The organism is Sphingobacterium sp. WM (assembly GCF_029542465.1).
GTDB lineage: Bacteria > Bacteroidota > Bacteroidia > Sphingobacteriales > Sphingobacteriaceae > Sphingobacterium > Sphingobacterium cellulitidis.
The window spans coordinates 3,466,038-3,482,910 of sequence record NZ_CP120709.1; the positions used below are offsets into that span (position 1 = coordinate 3,466,038).

30 protein-coding genes are annotated in these 16,873 nt (G+C 38.6%); all 30 read right to left on the reverse strand.

Annotation, left to right across the window (positions count from 1 at the left end; translation table 11 throughout):
• Positions 1-23: 23 nt before the first annotated feature.
• Positions 24-632, reverse strand: coding sequence for a 30S ribosomal protein S4 (gene rpsD / locus PZ892_RS14740; protein WP_094257891.1), 609 nt, complete (start codon positions 630-632; stop codon positions 24-26).
• Between the two features lie 66 nt (positions 633-698).
• Entirely contained in the window at positions 699-1,088 is a 390-nt protein-coding gene (gene rpsK, locus PZ892_RS14745; protein ID WP_094257892.1) for a 30S ribosomal protein S11, read from the reverse strand.
• Between the two features lie 10 nt (positions 1,089-1,098).
• Positions 1,099-1,476 carry a 30S ribosomal protein S13 gene (gene rpsM, locus PZ892_RS14750; RefSeq protein WP_094257893.1) on the reverse strand — a complete coding sequence of 126 codons (378 nt, stop codon included), beginning with the start codon at positions 1,474-1,476 and terminating at the stop codon, positions 1,099-1,101.
• A gap of 26 nt (positions 1,477-1,502) precedes the next feature.
• Positions 1,503-1,619, reverse strand: a complete 117-nt coding sequence (gene ykgO, locus PZ892_RS14755) for a type B 50S ribosomal protein L36 (RefSeq protein ID WP_013665024.1) — start codon at positions 1,617-1,619, stop codon at positions 1,503-1,505.
• Between the two features lie 43 nt (positions 1,620-1,662).
• Positions 1,663-1,881: a translation initiation factor IF-1 gene (infA, locus tag PZ892_RS14760; RefSeq protein ID WP_021071231.1), complete on the reverse strand. Its 219-nt coding sequence runs from the start codon at positions 1,879-1,881 to the stop codon at positions 1,663-1,665.
• A gap of 73 nt (positions 1,882-1,954) precedes the next feature.
• Complete coding sequence (gene map / locus PZ892_RS14765; protein WP_094257894.1) at positions 1,955-2,737, reverse strand: type I methionyl aminopeptidase; 783 nt, start codon at positions 2,735-2,737, stop codon at positions 1,955-1,957.
• Positions 2,738-2,743: 6 nt separating this feature from the next.
• A complete protein-coding gene (gene secY / locus PZ892_RS14770; protein WP_094257895.1) occupies positions 2,744-4,090 on the reverse strand; it encodes a preprotein translocase subunit SecY in 1,347 nt (448 codons plus the stop codon).
• A gap of 6 nt (positions 4,091-4,096) precedes the next feature.
• The gene (gene rplO, locus PZ892_RS14775) at positions 4,097-4,543 is read right to left on the reverse strand and encodes a 50S ribosomal protein L15 (RefSeq protein ID WP_094257896.1); all 447 of its coding nucleotides are present in this window, start codon (positions 4,541-4,543) and stop codon (positions 4,097-4,099) included.
• Between the two features lie 109 nt (positions 4,544-4,652).
• A complete protein-coding gene (gene rpmD, locus PZ892_RS14780) occupies positions 4,653-4,832 on the reverse strand; it encodes a 50S ribosomal protein L30 (protein ID WP_094257897.1) in 180 nt (59 codons plus the stop codon).
• 4 nt (positions 4,833-4,836) lie between these two features.
• The gene (gene rpsE, locus PZ892_RS14785) at positions 4,837-5,355 is read right to left on the reverse strand and encodes a 30S ribosomal protein S5 (protein WP_277711457.1); all 519 of its coding nucleotides are present in this window, start codon (positions 5,353-5,355) and stop codon (positions 4,837-4,839) included.
• A 12-nt stretch (positions 5,356-5,367) separates the two neighbouring features.
• The gene (gene rplR, locus PZ892_RS14790; protein ID WP_094257898.1) at positions 5,368-5,721 is read right to left on the reverse strand and encodes a 50S ribosomal protein L18; all 354 of its coding nucleotides are present in this window, start codon (positions 5,719-5,721) and stop codon (positions 5,368-5,370) included.
• A gap of 5 nt (positions 5,722-5,726) precedes the next feature.
• Positions 5,727-6,281, reverse strand: a complete 555-nt coding sequence (gene rplF, locus PZ892_RS14795; protein WP_094257899.1) for a 50S ribosomal protein L6 — start codon at positions 6,279-6,281, stop codon at positions 5,727-5,729.
• An 18-nt stretch (positions 6,282-6,299) separates the two neighbouring features.
• Complete coding sequence (rpsH, locus tag PZ892_RS14800) at positions 6,300-6,701, reverse strand: 30S ribosomal protein S8 (protein WP_229678329.1); 402 nt, start codon at positions 6,699-6,701, stop codon at positions 6,300-6,302.
• 139 nt (positions 6,702-6,840) lie between these two features.
• Entirely contained in the window at positions 6,841-7,110 is a 270-nt protein-coding gene (gene rpsN, locus PZ892_RS14805; RefSeq protein WP_093100399.1) for a 30S ribosomal protein S14, read from the reverse strand.
• Positions 7,103-7,672 (reverse strand): 50S ribosomal protein L5, encoded by a 570-nt coding sequence (gene rplE, locus PZ892_RS14810; RefSeq protein ID WP_094257900.1) that lies wholly within the window; start codon positions 7,670-7,672, stop codon positions 7,103-7,105. Before rplE ends, rpsN begins: the two co-directional genes overlap by 8 nt.
• Entirely contained in the window at positions 7,672-8,016 is a 345-nt protein-coding gene (gene rplX / locus PZ892_RS14815) for a 50S ribosomal protein L24 (protein WP_094257901.1), read from the reverse strand. Before rplX ends, rplE begins: the two co-directional genes overlap by 1 nt.
• Before the next feature lie 2 nt (positions 8,017-8,018).
• A complete protein-coding gene (rplN, locus tag PZ892_RS14820) occupies positions 8,019-8,387 on the reverse strand; it encodes a 50S ribosomal protein L14 (protein WP_037498951.1) in 369 nt (122 codons plus the stop codon).
• On the reverse strand, positions 8,387-8,641 hold the full coding sequence (rpsQ, locus tag PZ892_RS14825; protein WP_013665010.1) for a 30S ribosomal protein S17: 255 nt from the start codon (positions 8,639-8,641) through the stop codon (positions 8,387-8,389). The genes rplN and rpsQ overlap by 1 nt, the downstream gene beginning before the upstream one ends.
• Positions 8,642-8,654: 13 nt before the next feature.
• On the reverse strand, positions 8,655-8,873 hold the full coding sequence (rpmC, locus tag PZ892_RS14830) for a 50S ribosomal protein L29 (RefSeq protein WP_094257902.1): 219 nt from the start codon (positions 8,871-8,873) through the stop codon (positions 8,655-8,657).
• Positions 8,874-8,964: 91 nt separating this feature from the next.
• Positions 8,965-9,387, reverse strand: a complete 423-nt coding sequence (rplP, locus tag PZ892_RS14835; RefSeq protein ID WP_094257903.1) for a 50S ribosomal protein L16 — start codon at positions 9,385-9,387, stop codon at positions 8,965-8,967.
• A gap of 51 nt (positions 9,388-9,438) precedes the next feature.
• Positions 9,439-10,221, reverse strand: a complete 783-nt coding sequence (gene rpsC, locus PZ892_RS14840) for a 30S ribosomal protein S3 (RefSeq protein WP_094257904.1) — start codon at positions 10,219-10,221, stop codon at positions 9,439-9,441.
• A gap of 11 nt (positions 10,222-10,232) precedes the next feature.
• Positions 10,233-10,664 carry a 50S ribosomal protein L22 gene (gene rplV / locus PZ892_RS14845; protein ID WP_094257905.1) on the reverse strand — a complete coding sequence of 144 codons (432 nt, stop codon included), beginning with the start codon at positions 10,662-10,664 and terminating at the stop codon, positions 10,233-10,235.
• 6 nt (positions 10,665-10,670) lie between these two features.
• A complete protein-coding gene (gene rpsS, locus PZ892_RS14850) occupies positions 10,671-10,937 on the reverse strand; it encodes a 30S ribosomal protein S19 (RefSeq protein ID WP_002997495.1) in 267 nt (88 codons plus the stop codon).
• Positions 10,937-11,761 carry a 50S ribosomal protein L2 gene (rplB, locus tag PZ892_RS14855; RefSeq protein WP_093100410.1) on the reverse strand — a complete coding sequence of 275 codons (825 nt, stop codon included), beginning with the start codon at positions 11,759-11,761 and terminating at the stop codon, positions 10,937-10,939. The genes rpsS and rplB overlap by 1 nt, the downstream gene beginning before the upstream one ends.
• Positions 11,762-11,767: 6 nt before the next feature.
• The gene (rplW, locus tag PZ892_RS14860; RefSeq protein WP_094257906.1) at positions 11,768-12,058 is read right to left on the reverse strand and encodes a 50S ribosomal protein L23; all 291 of its coding nucleotides are present in this window, start codon (positions 12,056-12,058) and stop codon (positions 11,768-11,770) included.
• Position 12,059: 1 nt separating this feature from the next.
• Positions 12,060-12,689, reverse strand: a complete 630-nt coding sequence (gene rplD, locus PZ892_RS14865) for a 50S ribosomal protein L4 (RefSeq protein ID WP_094257907.1) — start codon at positions 12,687-12,689, stop codon at positions 12,060-12,062.
• A gap of 5 nt (positions 12,690-12,694) precedes the next feature.
• The gene (gene rplC, locus PZ892_RS14870; RefSeq protein WP_094257908.1) at positions 12,695-13,312 is read right to left on the reverse strand and encodes a 50S ribosomal protein L3; all 618 of its coding nucleotides are present in this window, start codon (positions 13,310-13,312) and stop codon (positions 12,695-12,697) included.
• A 179-nt stretch (positions 13,313-13,491) separates the two neighbouring features.
• Positions 13,492-14,724, reverse strand: a complete 1,233-nt coding sequence (locus tag PZ892_RS14875) for a glycoside hydrolase family 88 protein (protein WP_094257909.1) — start codon at positions 14,722-14,724, stop codon at positions 13,492-13,494.
• 516 nt (positions 14,725-15,240) lie between these two features.
• The gene (locus tag PZ892_RS14880) at positions 15,241-15,600 is read right to left on the reverse strand and encodes a CoA-binding protein (RefSeq protein ID WP_094257910.1); all 360 of its coding nucleotides are present in this window, start codon (positions 15,598-15,600) and stop codon (positions 15,241-15,243) included.
• 17 nt (positions 15,601-15,617) lie between these two features.
• Complete coding sequence (locus tag PZ892_RS14885) at positions 15,618-16,802, reverse strand: serine hydrolase domain-containing protein (RefSeq protein WP_306427048.1); 1,185 nt, start codon at positions 16,800-16,802, stop codon at positions 15,618-15,620.
• Positions 16,803-16,873: the final 71 nt, after the last annotated feature.

Here is a 16,873-nt window from a genome sequence, read left to right on the forward strand (position 1 = left end):
ACAATGCATGTTGTTATTAATTATTATTTAGAGTACAACTCTACAATTAAGTTCTCTTTAATGTTTTCTGGAATATCAGCACGCTCAGGGTAACTTACGAAAGTTCCTGTTAGTTTGTCTGAATCCCAATCCAACCAGCTGAATTTGTTGATTTTTCTTCCAGCTACTGAAGTTACAATCGCTTCTAACGACTGAGAACGCTCACGAACTGAAATTACATCGCCTGGACGGATACTGTATGATGGGATGTTAACTACTTGTCCGTTAACAGTAATATGCTTGTGCGAAACTAATTGACGTGCAGATGAACGTGTAGGAGCAATGCCTAAACGGTAAACGATGTTATCTAAACGTGCTTCTAATAATTTCAAGAAGTTTTCACCTGTAACACCTTGTTTTGCTGCAGCCTTAGCAAATAAGTTAGCGAATTGACGCTCTAATACACCGTAAGTGTATTTTGCTTTTTGCTTTTCTAACAACTGAATTGCGTATTCAGATTGTTTTCCTCTTCTTTTTGATGGTCCATGTTGACCAGGAGGATAATTCTTTTTTTCTAATGCCTTATCTGGGCCGAAAATTGGCTCTCTAAATTTACGAGCTATTTTGGACTTAGGTCCTGTATATCTTGCCATTTCTGATTCTGTTTGAAGTATCTATCAGCCTATAACTGATGAATCTTATCTTAAACAAATTTGTTATTAAACTCTTCTGCGTTTTGGAGGACGACAACCATTGTGTGGAAGTGGAGTGATATCCTTAATGGTAGTTACGTCGATACCAATTGTTTGCAATGAACGGATAGCGGATTCACGACCTGCTCCCGGACCTTTTACGAATACTTCAACTTTACGCAATCCTAAATCATGTGCAACTTTACCACAGTCTGATGCAGCTTGTGATGCAGCGTATGGAGTGTTCTTTTTAGAACCTTTAAAGCCCATTTTACCAGCTGATGACCATGAAATTGTTTGACCTTGATTGTTAGTCAAAGTTACGATAATGTTGTTAAAAGTAGCGTTGATATGAGCTTGTCCTACAGGCTCGATAACTACGATACGTTTTTTAGTAACTTTTTTACTTTTAGCCATTTCTTACTTATTATTTAGTAGCTTTTTTCTTGTTTGCAACTGTTTTACGTTTACCTTTTCTTGTACGTGAATTGTTCTTCGTACGTTGTCCACGAACTGGTAAATGCTTACGGTGACGTAGGCCACGGTAACATCCGATGTCCATTAAACGTTTAATGTTCAATTGAACCTCTGAACGCAAAGCGCCTTCTACCTTAATCTCATCATTGATGATTGTACGGATAGCTGCTAATTGATCATCATTCCATTCTTGTACTTTAACATCTTGACTGATGCCTGCTTTTTCTAGGATGTAAGCAGCAGTAGAACGACCAATACCAAAAATATAGGTAAGGCCAATGATGCCTCTTTTGTTTTTAGGTAAATCTATACCTGAGATCCTTGCCATATAATATTTTAAGCGATTATTTAAAATTAACCTTGACGTTGTTTAAACTTCGGGTTCTTTTTATTGATTACAAATACTTTTCCTTTACGACGGATAATCTTACAATCCGCACTACGTTTTTTTATTGATGCTCTAACTTTCATTACAGTAATTTTTTAAAAGCTATTTTATTGAAGAAACTTACGTTTATTTATAGCGGTATGTAATTCTTCCTTTTGTTAAATCATATGGTGACATTTCTAACTTCACTTTGTCACCTGGTAATATCTTGATATAATGCATGCGCATCTTACCAGAAATATGTGCAATAATTTCATGCCCATTCTCTAATTCTACGCGAAACATCGCGTTAGATAACGCTTCTTTGATTATGCCGTCTTGTTCAATCGAGGCTTGTTTAGCCATATAATCTCGTATTTTAAATGATGATATACCCGCAAACAGGAGTGCAAAGATAAATAAAATAATTGAATACCAACTACTTTTTATTTAAAACTTTCTCAATCGCGTCAAAATTCAATAACACATCCGGAGTACCTTTCTGAATCGAAACCATCTGTTCGAAATGTGCTGAAAGCTTTCCATCAACTGTACTCACTGTCCATCCGTCATCCCAAAACTTAACCCCTGCCTTGCCGGCATTGATCATTGGCTCAATACAGATCACCAATCCTTCTTCCAACTTCGGCCCTGAACCACGTTTGCCGTAATTCGGAACCTCCGGTTTCTCGTGTAAATGAAATCCAACTCCATGACCAACCAGTTCCCGAACAATACCATAACGATATGGTGCTACATATTCTTGAACGGCAGCCGAGATATCTCCTATTCGCTTGCCCGCGATTGCTTGTTCGATTCCTGCTTGTAAAGATCCTTTTGTTACTTCTAACAATTGTTTCGCTTCTTCAGAAATCTCACCGACAGCAAACGTATATGCAGAATCACTAATAAAACCATTCAAATTCACACCACCATCTACCGTAACGATATCCCCATCTTTCAAAACATAATCACTTGGAAATCCATGAACAACTTGGTCATTCACTGAAATACATAATGAATATGGGAATCCTTGGTAATTTAAAAATGCTGGGGTTCCTTTATGGTCCTTAATAAAGTCGAAGGCAAATTTATCTAATGATAAAGTCGTAATCCCCGGCTTTACTAATCCTGCAATTTCAGCAAGTAATTGCGAGAGTACATTTGCTGACTCTCGCACTTGCTCAATTTCATCTGCTGTTTTATAATATACTTTAGACATTCAAAATTATAATGCGGATTGATCATAGCCTTCAACAGTAGTAGCAGTGCTTCTACCTTTTACACGACCTGTTTTCATCAATCCATCATAATGACGCATTAACAAATGACTCTCAATTTGCTGAATTGTATCTAGAACAACACCTACTAAAATTAATAAAGAGGTACCACCATAGAAATGTGCAAATTGATTATTTACTCCAAATAATGTTGCAATTGCTGGCAAAATCGCAATGATCGCCACAAATACAGCACCAGGGAAGGTAATATGTGATATTACGTTGTCGATAAACATGTTGGTCTCATAACCTGGTTTGATACCTGGAATAAAACCACCGTTCTTCTTCATGTCCTCTGACATCTGTTGAGGGTTAACCATGATCGCCGTATAGAAGAAAGTAAACGCAATAATCAATAATGCGAATACAACATTATACGTTACGGAAGTATAGTTACTCAATGAATTCAGAAAGTCAGATTGAACATTCGGGAAGAATTGTGTCAACGACATCGGTAAAAACATAATCGCCTGCGCGAAAATGATTGGCATTACACCCGCCGCATTTACCTTTAAAGGAATGTATTGACGCACACCACCAATCTGTTTGTTTCCTACAATTTTCTTCGCATACTGTACAGGGATCTTACGAACACCTTGTACAACTAAAATCGTGAAGATCACAACGAAGAATAAGGCAACAAACTCCAATAACAATGGAATAGGACCACCACCACTTGGGCTCATTCTGGATGCCCATTCTGCAGTAATACCTGCAGGAAGCTGAGCAATAATACCAGCCATAATGATTAATGAAATACCATTACCAATTCCTTTATCGGTAATCTTTTCACCTAGCCACATCACAAACAATGTACCCGCTGTCAATACGACCGCAGATAGGATAGAGAACATCGGATCCGCAATGGTTTTCGCTTCTGGACCAATTTGGGTCTTAACATAAGCTACTGCCTGAACTAAAGTAATCGCAACGGTTAAGTAACGAGTAATGTTGTTCATTTTCTTACGGCCAGATTCTCCCTCTTTCTGCATCTTTTGAAAAGCAGGAACAGCAATCCCCAATAGCTGAACTACGATAGATGCCGAGATATAAGGCATTACACCAAGAGCAAAGATCGCAGCACGCGAGAAGGAACCTCCCGCAAACATATTGATCAAGTTCATGATGTCATTACCACCTTCTCTGTTTATTACCAACGCTTCTGGATTGACACCTGGTAAAACCACGTGACAACCAACGCGGTATATTAAAAGAAATAGAATCGTATTAAGAATACGATTACGTAATTCTTCTATCTTCCATATATTGGTTAAGGTTGTGATTAGTTTCTTCATGTATTATTACAATTTAACGATAGAACCACCTGCTGCTTCAATTGCTTTTTGTGCTGAAGCTGAAAATGCATGGGCCTTTACTTCTACTTTTGCGGTGAACTCACCACGACCTAAGATCTTGATTAAGTCATTTTTTGAAACTAATCCGTGCTCTTTCAAAGTATCGAAATCTACAGTGGTTAAGCTGAATTTCTCAACGATAGCTTGTAAAACATCTAAGTTAACACCTACATATTCTACACGGTTGATGTTCTTAAAACCAAATTTAGGTACACGACGTTGAAGAGGCATTTGACCACCTTCGAAACCGATTTTCGTAGAGTTTCCTGAACGAGATCCTGCTCCTTTGTGACCACGAGTAGAGGTACCACCACGGCCAGATCCTTGTCCACGACCAATACGTTTTTTAGTTTTAATTGAACCAGATGCTGGTTTTAGATTACTTAAGTTCATTTTTAATCAAATTGTGCTACGCCTTCGCTCTCACTAAACAGGCCATAGCATTCCATAAATTTATTAACAAAGAATGGAAAGGAAGTGAGCATCCTTTCCATCTATTTTATTAAATAGTCTCTACAGCGACTAAGTGGTTCACTTTACGAACCATACCAATGATGGCTGCTGTAGCTTCAACTTCTACCGAATGATTGATTTTTTTCAAACCTAATGCTTCGATAGTTTTCTTTTGGCGCTCGCTTCTGTCGATAACGCTCTTTATCTGGGTGATTTTAATTTTTGCCATGATATTAACCGTTAAATACTTTGTTTAAATCGACACCACGTGTTTGTGCTACTGTATAAGCGTCACGCATATTAGCTAATGCATCAATCGTTGCTTTTACCACGTTGTGTGGGTTAGAAGAACCTAATGATTTTGCTAATACGTCTGTAATGCCTGCAGACTCCAATACCGCACGCATAGCACCACCTGCTAATACTCCGGTACCACTTACAGCTGGTTTAATTAAAACTGAACCACCTGAATATTTACCGTATTGCTCATGAGGTACTGTACCTTTGATAATAGGAACTTTTACTAAGTTTTTCTTTGCATCATCGATACCTTTAGTGATAGCTTCAGTAACCTCTTTAGCTTTTCCTAATCCGTATCCTACGATACCATTTTCGTCTCCAACTACTACAATAGCTGAAAAACTGAAAGTACGACCACCTTTGGTCACCTTGGCTACGCGTTGGATGCTTACTAAGCGATCTTTTACTTCAATTTCGCTTGATTTTACTCTTTTAATATTGCTTAATGCCATTTTTTTCTTTAATTAAAAGTCTAAACCGCCTTCGCGAGCACCTTCAGCCAATGATTTGATACGGCCATGGTATAAGTACCCATTACGGTCAAAAACTACTTTGCTAATTCCTGCTGCAACCGCTTTCTCAGCAACTAATTTACCTACTTCTTTCGATTGATCTACTTTGTTACCTGAACCAGCAAATTCTTTTGATAAAGTTGATGCTGATGCTAATGTTTTACCAGTAGTATCGTCAATAATCTGAGCGTAGATACCTTTGTTACTTCTAAAAACCGTCAAACGAGGACGTTCAGTTGATCCAGCCAGGTGTTTTCTAATTCCTTTTTTGATTCGCTCTCTGCGAGTTGATTTAATTCCTGCCATGGTTATTATTTTTTAGCTGATTTACCTGCTTTTCTTCTTAATACTTCACCTGCAAACTTGATACCTTTACCTTTGTATGGCTCTGGCTTACGGAAGCTACGGATTTTCGCCGCTACTTGACCGATCAATTGTTTGTCGATAGATTCTAAAGTGATAGTTGGGTTTTTACCCTTATCAGCAGTTGTTGTTACTTTAATTTCCTCTGGCAATACGAATACAATCTGGTGAGAGAAACCTAAGGTTAGCTCTAGCGTATTACCGTTGTTTGCAGCACGGTAACCAACACCAACTAATTCTTGGGTAGTTTTGTATCCCTCGGTTACACCTACAACCATATTGTTCAATAGGGCGCGGTATAAACCATGTAATGCTTTGTGTTTCTTTTGTTCTGTTGAACGTGACACAACGATATTACCTTCTTCTTGTGAAACGGTAATGTCGCGGTCTACTTGTTGTGTTAATTCACCTTTAGGGCCTTTAACAGTTACCAGATTCTTATCTGAAACTGTTACCGTTACACCAGAAGGTATAGCGATAGGCGCTTTTCCAATTCTTGACATTCTGTGCTTTCTCCTAGATTAATAAATGTAACATAAAACCTCTCCACCAACGTTTTGAACGGCAGCTTCTTTGTCTGACATTACTCCTTTCGAAGTAGACAAAATCGCAATTCCTAAACCGTTTAATACACGAGGGATGCTGTCAACACTTGCATACTTTCTTAAACCAGGTTTACTCACACGTGTCAATGTGCGAATAGCCGGTACTTTGCTAATTGGGTGGTATTTCAAAGCAATCTTGATTGAACCTTGAGGACCTTCTTCAATAAATTTGTAGTTAGCAATGTAACCTTTGTCGAAAAGAACTTTTGTGATTTCTTTTTTAAGGTTCGATGCAGGAATTTCAACAACCCTGTGGTTGGCCTTAATGGCATTCCTTACTCGGGTAAGGTAATCCGCTATTGGATCTGTATTCATTATTGTATAAAAATTATGATAATGGTTTCTATGACTAACCGAAGCCACAGACCTTTTATCGGTTAAAATATTGCAATGCAAAAAAAACCCGATAAACCACTGTTCGTGGTTTATCCGGGCAAAAGTAATTATATTTTTTTGATTACCAAGAAGCTTTTTTCACTCCCGGGATTTTTCCGTCTAAGGCCATCTCACGGAATGTTACACGTGAGATACCAAATTGACGCATATATCCTTTTGGACGACCAGTTAATTTACAACGATTGTGCAATCTTACTGGCGATGCATTTTTTGGTAATTTATCTAGGGCTGCGTAGTCACCTGCTGCTTTTAATGCCGCACGTTTTTCAGCAAATTTAGCCACTAATTTTTGACGCTTAACTTCGCGTGCTTTTAATCCTTCTTTAGCCATTGTTATTCGAATTTTGGTTTTTGAATGGTAAACCGAATTGTTTCAATAATTCTAAAGCTTCGATATCATTCTTAGCTGAAGTTACGAAAGTGATATCCATACCTTGGATCTTGTTGATCTTGTCAATGTTGATCTCTGGGAAGATAATCTGCTCAGTAATACCTAAGTTGTAGTTACCATGTCCGTCAAATCCTTTATCGTTGATTCCACGGAAGTCACGAATACGTGGTAAAGAAACCGCGATTAAACGATCTAAGAATTCAAACATATTGTTGTCTCGTAATGTTACGCGAGCACCAATAGGCATTCCTTTACGCAATTTGAAGTTCGAAATATCTTTCTTAGATTTTGTAGATACAGCTTGTTGACCTGTAATTGTTGTTAACTCAGTGATTGAGTTATCAATTAATTTCTTGTCTGCTGTAGCTGCTCCAATACCTTGAGATACTACGATTTTCTCTAGCTTAGGAACTTGCATAACACTCTTATACTGGAATTTTTCCTTAAGCGCTGTACGGATCTCTTCCGCATATTTCGCTTTTAATCTTGGTACGTAAGTCATTATTTAATTTCCTCCCCTGATTTTTTTGCGTAACGAACTATTTTGCCATCTGCATTAACTTTACGTCCAACACGAGTAGGATTACCAGTCTTAGGATCGATTAAAGCTAAATTTGAGATGTTAATTGCAGCTTCTTTCTCGATGATACCACCGTTAGGATTTGCTGCACTTGGTTTAGTGTGTTTTTTCACTTTGTTAGCGCCTTCAACAATCGCTCTGTTAGTATCAGCAATAACTTCTAATACTGTACCTTGCTTACCTTTAGAGTTACCAGCGATAACTTTCACTAAATCTCCTCTCTTGATTTTAATCTTGGGAGTAGTTTTGTTTGTTTTTTGTGCCATAATTATAAAACCTCCGGTGCTAATGATACAATTTTCATGAACTGTTTCTCACGCAACTCTCTAGCAACTGGGCCAAAGATACGTGTTCCACGTGGCTCATCATTATTATTTAATAATACTGCAGCATTGTCATCAAAACGAATGTAAGAACCATCTTTACGACGGATTTCTTTCTTCGTACGTACGACTACTGCTTTAGAAACTGATCCTTTTTTCACGTTTCCTGAAGGGATAGCGCTCTTTACGGTAACAACAATTTTATCACCGATAGATGCATAACGCTTGCGCGTTCCGCCTAACACACGGATTACTAAAACTTCTTTAGCTCCGCTGTTGTCAGCTACATTTAGTCTTGATTCCTGTTGTACCATTATTTAGCCCTTTCTAAAATTTCTACTAATCTCCAGTTCTTAGTTTTACTCAGCGGACGTGTCTCCATAATTAATACCGTATCGCCGATACCGCAGGTATTTTGTTCGTCATGAGCTTTAAATTTAGTAGTTTTCTTAACGAATTTACCGTAAATTGGGTGTTTTACTTTACGTTCAACAGCCACTACGATAGATTTGTCCATCTTGTTGCTAACTACTAAGCCGATTCTTGTTTTTCTTAAATTTCTTTCCATTTCGACTTTAATTTTATGCCTCAGAGGCTGTTTCAGATTTTGCTGCATTAGTACGCTTAGAAATCTCCGTAGAGATACGAGCGATAGTTCTGCGAGCTGCTTTGATCACGTTTGGATTCTCAATAGCAGAAACAGCATGTGCAAATTTCAATTTGTTTAAGGCAGCTTTCTCTTCTACAAGACGTGCTGTTAAATCCTCAGTTGATAATTCTACGATTTCTGAATTTTTCATTTTTCAATTTGTTGTGCCGGGTTATCGCGAGGTTAAAACCGCCTTACTGGTAACGGCAGTAAGGCTTATCTCTTGACATTACCGACGATTATTATGCTTCAACGTAATCTCTACGTATCACAAATTTCGTTTGAACCGGTAATTTTTGCGCAGCTAAGCGTAATGCTTCTTTCGCGATTTCCAATGGAACGCCTTCTGCTTCAAATAACATACGGCCTGGGCGCACTACCGCTACCCAATATTCTGGAGCACCTTTACCTTTACCCATACGTACCTCTGCAGGTTTCTTCGTAACAGGTTTGTCAGGGAAAATGCGGATCCAAACTTGTCCTTCACGCTTCATATAACGAGTAACCGCAATACGAGCTGCCTCAATCTGACGGCTTGTGATCCATGCTGGTTCCATTGATTTGATACCGAAAGATCCGAAAGCTAATTCCGCTCCACGAGTGGCATTACCCTTCATACGGCCTTTCTGCATCTTTCTGAACTTCGTTCTTTTTGGCTGTAACATGTTCGTATTTTTTTAAATCTGTTAAACAGATAATCTAAATCTTGTTATTAATTAATCTCTTTTACCTCCACGGTTGTTATCACGACGTCCGCCACGGTTTCCACCACGACCTCCGCGGTTGTCACGACGGTTGTTGTTGTCACCACCTTCGTTGCCACCACGTGATTTAACGCCTGACGCTTGACCAATGTTTGGAGATAAATCTCTCTTACCGTAAACTTCACCTTTACAGATCCAAACTTTTACGCCAATCTTACCGTAAGTTGTCAATGCTTCTGCTAATGCATAATCAATATCAGCACGCAATGTGTGTAGAGGAGTTCTTCCTTCTTTGTATTGCTCTGTACGAGCCATCTCAGCGCCACCTAAACGACCTGAACACATTACCTTGATACCTTCTGCTCCCATACGCATTGTAGATGCAATCGCAGTTTTCATTGCACGACGGAATGAAATACGTGCCTCTAATTGCTTAGCAATACCTTCTGCAACTAGTTTCGCATCTAACTCTGGACGTTTGATCTCGAAAATGTTGATCTGAACATCTTTCTTAGTTAATTTCTTTAACTCTTCTTTGATCTTATCAACTTCCTGACCACCTTTACCAATTACGATTCCTGGACGTGCTGTGTGGATTGTTACAGTGATACGTTTTAACGTTCTCTCAATAACAACTTTTGCTACACCGCCTTTTGCGATACGTACCGAAAGATATTTTCTTATTTTTTCGTCCTCAACTAACTTATCAGAATAGTTGTTGCCTCCGAACCAATTAGAATCCCATCCTTTGATGATTCCTAATCTGCTACCTATTGGATTTGCTTTTTGTCCCATTCTTAATATTATTAGTTGTTAACGTTATTAATACTATCTACTACCAAAGTTACATGGTTTGAACGCTTACGAATTCTATAACCACGACCTTGTGGTGCTGGACGTAATCTCTTTAATTGACGACCTCCACCTACAGATACTTCTTTAACATACAATCCGCCGTCTTCTACTGAAGAACCTTCGTTTTTAGACTCCCAATTCTTGATTGCTGATAATAATAATTTCTCAACACGAATGGCAGCTTCTTTACCTGTATGTTTTAGAATGTAAAGTGCGTTCTCTACTTTCTGTCCACGGATAAGATCCACTACTAGACGCATCTTACGTGGTGAAGTAGGGCAATTCAATAACTTGGCAGTAGAAGCTCCTCCTACTTGAGCTTTTTCCTGCTCTTTGCGCTGCTTAATTAAAACAGACTTTTTGAGTTTTTTTGTTGCTTCCATTACCTATTATTTTTTCTTTTCTGCGTGGCCTCTGAAAGTACGCGTAGGCGCAAATTCACCAAGCTTGTGACCAACCATATTTTCTGTTACATAAACTGGAATAAATTTATTCCCGTTGTGCACTGCGAAGGTATGACCAACAAAATCAGGTGAAATCATTGATCTGCGTGACCAAGTCTTGATTACTGATTTCTTGTTTGTTTCATTCATAGAAAGAACTTTTCTTTCTAAGTTGTGATCGATATAAGGACCTTTTTTAATTGAACGAGCCATTATTTTTTCCTTCTCTCAATGATGTAACGATTCGATGTTTTCTTCTTGTAGCGTGTTTTGTAGCCTTTAGCTAATACACCTGTGCGTGAGCGTGGGTGACCTCCAGATGAACGTCCTTCACCACCTCCCATAGGGTGATCAACCGGGTTCATCGCAACACCACGAACTCTAGGACGACGACCTAACCAACGTTTACGACCTGCTTTACCTAATACTTGGTTTGCTTTCTCTGCGTTCGATACGGAACCGATGGTAGCAACACATGTCAATAAAATCATACGAGTCTCGCCTGAAGGCAATTTGATAATAGCATACTTACCATCACGTGCAGACAATTGTGCATATGTACCTGCTGAACGTGCAATGGAACCACCTTGTCCTGGATTCAATTCAATGTTGTGAATGATAGAACCCAATGGGATGTTTGCCAATGGCATAGTATTACCTACTTCTGGGGCTACTGATTCGCCTGCAATCACTGTTTGACCAACTGTTAATCCAGCTGGAGCAATGATATAACGTTTCTCTCCATCTGCGTAGTGCAATAATGCAATACGTGCAGTACGATTTGGATCATACTCAATGGTAGCAACTTTTGCAGGGATATCTTTTTTATCGCGTTTGAAATCTATTAATCGGTATGATTTTTTGTGTCCCCCACCGATGTAACGCATAGTCATTTTACCGGAGTTATTACGACCACCTGACTTCTTGATGCTAACTACTAATGATTTCTCAGGAACGTTAGTTGTAACGTCTGAATAATCAGCACCTACTCTGAAGCGAGTACCAGGGGTAACCGGTTTGAATCTTTTAACTGCCATTTCTTATTATAGTGTACTGTAAAAGTCAATAGTTTCACCATCTTTAACTGTAATGATGGCCTTCTTATATTTAGGGCTTCTGCCTGATACAAATCCAGCTTTAGTGTAACGGCTTTTCGCCTTACCTGCAACAACTGCTGTGTTAACTGCAACTACAGTCACACCAAACATTTGCTCAACCGCTGTTTTGATTTGAATCTTGTTTGCTCTATGATCTACTTTGAAAGCATAACGGTTTAATTTTTCCGTTAATAATGAAGCTTTCTCAGTTAAAATAGGTTTTTTAATAATTTCCATATTATTTAGCGAATGCTTCCTCCAAAGTTTTAACAGAATCTGCAGTTAACAATAATTTCGTAGCGTTCAATACATCATATGTATTTAAATCTGATGCTACGATAACTTTTGCTTTCTTCAAGTTTCTGCTTGATAAATAAACATTGTTATTGTATGCTGGCAATACTAATAAAGTTTTCTCGTCAGCAAGGTTTAATGCATTAACAAAAGCTAAGTAGTTTTTAGTTTTGATTGAATCAAAGTTAACTTCATCCAATACAACAACATTGTTCTCTTGTGCTTTGTAAGATAATGCTGATTTACGTGCTAATTGCTTTAATTTTTTGTTCAATTTGAAGCTATAGTCACGAGGTTGAGGACCGAATACACGACCACCACCATTAAACAATGGAGATTTGATAGAACCCGCACGAGCACCACCTGTTCCTTTTTGTTTGTGTAATTTACGAGTTGAACCCGCAATCTCATTACGTTGTTTTGATTTGTGTGTACCTTGGCGTTGGTTCGCTAAGTATTGTTTCACATCCAAATAGATTGCGTGGTCGCTTGGTGTAACACCGAATACCGACTCAGGAAGCTGCACCTTGGCACCTGTTTCTTTTCCTGATAAATTTAATACTTTAACTTCCATCTCTACTATTTGTCTACGATTACATATGAACCCTTAGCTCCTGGTACGGAACCACTAACAACAATTAGGTTTTGCTCTGGGTAAACTTTCAAAATCTGTAAATTCTGAACTTTTACACGCTCGCCACCTGTACGACCCGCCATACGCATTCCTTTGAATACTCTTGAAGGCCAAGATGAAGCTCCCAATGAACCCGGTGCACGTAGTCTGTTGTGCTGACCGTGAGTCGCACCACCTACACCACCAAAGCCATGACGCTTCATTACACCTTGAAATCCTTTACCTTTGGAAGTACCAACTACATCTACGTACTCGCCTTCTTCAAATAAAGTAACATCAACGATGTCTCCTAGTTCTTTCGCATCTGTAAAAGTTTTGAATTCAACTAGTTTACGCTTAGGACTAACTCCTGCTTTTGCAAAATGTCCTTTTAGAGGAGCGCTCGTGTTCTTTTCCTTAGCATCATCATAGCCAAGTTGAACTGCCGAATAACCATCCTTCTCTTCCGTACGTATCTGCGTAACCACGCACGGCCCAGCCTCGATTACTGTACAAGGGATATTCTTCCCTTCAGCATTGAACAGGCTGGTCATTCCTACTTTTTTACCAATAATTCCTGACATGTTATAAATTAATTAATTAAACGTCCATCGAAGCAGTAGGGCTTCGCTCAAGACACAATTCCCCATTTAGGGACTGCAAAAGTACAAACAATTTTATAACTATCAAATAGTTAGTCAATTATTTTTAAAAAAATAGCCCCGATTTTTTTCGAGGCTTTCCTATAGATCAAAATATGTGTCTAAATTTTTATTATCGGCTCCCCCGCCAACATCCGCTGATACCTAATCAAAGCCTCCACATAATAGTAGTCCGCATAGGTTAATGGAACATCTACTTCCGAGTTCAATGGCAATGCCCCAACACTATGAGCCAACAAATATCCACCATTACTTCCATCCTTCACGAAATAAGTCTCTGAAGACAAACTCTTAAGCATTTCCTCCGCTTTTCGCAGGTATTCCTTCCCTACTTTGCCCTTGCTATATTGCGACAACTCCAATAAGGCCGATGCAATAATTGCTCCCGCCGAAGCATCCCGCAAGCTCCTACGCGAATAAGTCTTACTATCCGATGGAATCTTATCCTTGTCAAAATCCCAATATGGAATCAAATCAGCCGGTAAATTCGGATTCTTCAAAATATAATCGGCAATTTTTTGCGCCTGTTTCAAATAAGCCTTATCCTTGGTTTCTCGGTACATCATGGTATAGCCGTATAAGCCCCAAGCTTGTCCTCGAGCCCATGCAGATTCATCTGCCGCCCCTTGAGCGGTTTGCTTAGCCAATACTTCCCCCGTTTTTGGATCATAATCAATCACGTGAAAAGAACTATTATCTGCTCTAAAATGATTTTTCATCGTGGTATTGGCATGCGTAATGGCAACATCAGCATACTTCTTATCCCCTGTCGTTTTTGATAATTCCATTAAAAACTCCAAGTTCATCATATTATCGATGATTACTGGAAATTTCCAAACATTATGATCCCATGAACGAATGGTTTTCGTAGTTGGGTTAAAACGACTTGTAAGTGATTCTGCACCTGTTTTTAATATAGGTTGATATTGGCTGCTATCACCGGTCAAACGCAGGGCATTCCCGAAACTACAAAACAACATAAAACCCAAGTCATGTGTTCCTTTATTAAATTGTTCCTTTTCCAATTCCTTTAATTTATCCAGGCCAGCCTGTTTTAAGGTTGAATTCCCGGTTCCTTCGGATAAATACAATAAAGTGCCCGGATAAAATCCAGAACACCACCACGAAGAATTGGAAAACTTCTGTTCCCCAGCTTCAAAGGTTTTTGGAAATTTATTGGCAGGAACTACTGATACTAAATGTTGATACTGTTTTGCCGATGCTTCCAATTGACCATTGATAAAATCAGAACTTAATTTTAGGTCCTGTTTCTGGCCAAATGAAATCTGCAATGAAATCAGACAAAGGGTGATGGTAGAATAAATTCGCCTCATTGTTGTGGTTTTTTAAATTGATAAAATTTAGGAATAAACAAAATAAGGATATAAAAAGAAAAACAATACAAAAATCTACGATATCGTTTTCAGTAAATTTCCATTCCCAGAATAAATTGACATGAGGTCCTGAATAAAGTGCACATTCATAATTCTCATTTAATCCTGTTTCTAATTCAATATTAACTTTGGAATAATAGGAATCAAATTTTACATTCTGCCTCAGCTGTATCGGATTTGCGTCGGACCTTGTTCGAAAAAATTCGAACAAAATCCGAAGAAGGTCCGAAGAAGGTCCGGCGAAAGTCCGGAGAAAGTCCGGTAGAACAGTTAGTTTGAACAAAAGATTTTTTGGTCAAAACCCGAATTCAACCCCTGCCTCAATTTCCATAACAAGGCATCCGATTCTTGAATTTATACCAGCTTAAGCATGCTCATTAAACCTGAAAAAATTCAGGCAATAAAAAAAGGAGCTGTCATTTGACAGCTCCTTCAGAAAATCTTGTGAATGGATTATTAAAATTGTCCTGTATTAAGCATAACTAAAGTACATGCTTCAACGACTTCAATCCCATTTTCTCTTGCCTTTTCAGCAAGTTCAGCATTTTCAGCTCCAGGATTAAAAATAATACGTTTCGGCTTTGTCTTTAAAATATAGTCATAATATTGAGGCTGGTTCTGAGGACCTACATACAAGGTCATTGTATCTATATCGGTATGAATCTCCTCTGCAGGTTCGATTTCTGCTCCAGCTACTTTGCCAACCTTACGCCCTACATTGACGATGGGATGGCCTTTTCTAACCAATTTATTGGCTACCAAATACGAATATCTTGCCGGATTGGTACTCGCACCTAAAATCAAGGTCTTTTTCATATATTGTTATTAGGATTTTAATTTACTAATTCACCACTTGCATTATATGCATTTTGTCTCAAAATAGGCATTTCTAAGATTTTATACAAATCATCTAAATGATTCAAACTCCCATTTGCCATATTTGTCAACAAAACAATCGTGACATCGTTTTTCAAATCGCGGACATATAAGCTTTTAAAGCCGTGCCACCATCCGGTATGATATACGATAGGATTGCCCGGAGGACTAAATGTCCGCCAGCCATAAGCATAACTGAATAAGCTTCTTTTCGCATCGCTTCTTGGCATATACATCGAGTCCAAAGAAGTCTGACTCACGATACGACCTTCCTTGATAGCTAGGTCCAATAAATACATATCCTGTACGGTACTGTAGATACCTTTATCACCAACTGGTCCATCCAGGTAGTTGCGAACGACCGAACGGCGCCAAACTTTATCATGCCCCATAACATTGGAAGGCGTTTTTTCATACACGGCTGTAGAATATACCGCAGTATGTTTCATGCCTGCAGGATCGAAAATATTTTCCTTCATGTAAACAGCAAAATCCTGGCCGGTCACTTTTTCAATGATGGAAGCTAAGACCATAAAGTTGGAATTGTTATAATGGAACCGACCATCCGGTGCGCCATAGCGATTCGGATGTTTTTCTATCAACAAGTTCATTGCATCCTGATTGGACATCGGTTTTTTGCGGTCTGGCCATGCTTCTTCAGAGAAATAAACATAATTGGGCAATCCGGAACGGTGGGATAGCAATTGCGCGATACTAATTCCAGGATACGGGAAATTAGGATAAAAGTCGTTCACGGTATTATCCATTTTCAATTTCCCCTCTTGAACCAGTTTCATGACGGCCAAGGCTGTGATAGGCTTGGAGGCAGAGGCAAGTTCAAATTGCGAATTGATATTCAAACTATCTTTTAAAAGATAATCAGCCCATCCAAAGGCATTTTGATACAGGATCTTTCCTTTTTTGGCGACTAAAACATTCCCATTAAAGGCTGATTTTTTATGAAGATTCTGCATAAAAGCATCGATCTGTTTATCGGCTTTCGTAGAATCATAAATCAATGCAACACTATCTTTCTTTGCTTGATCTATCTTAATTTCTTTTTGTTTTGCTTCTGGCGAAGAACAAGAGAACATCGTAAATGTCCCTAACCCCAATACGAATAATAATTTTTTTATTGACACGCTTCTAATCTGAATCTTTTTCTTACTAATTATGTCTGATGAATTCTTGACAAATTACTATATATTGTGAC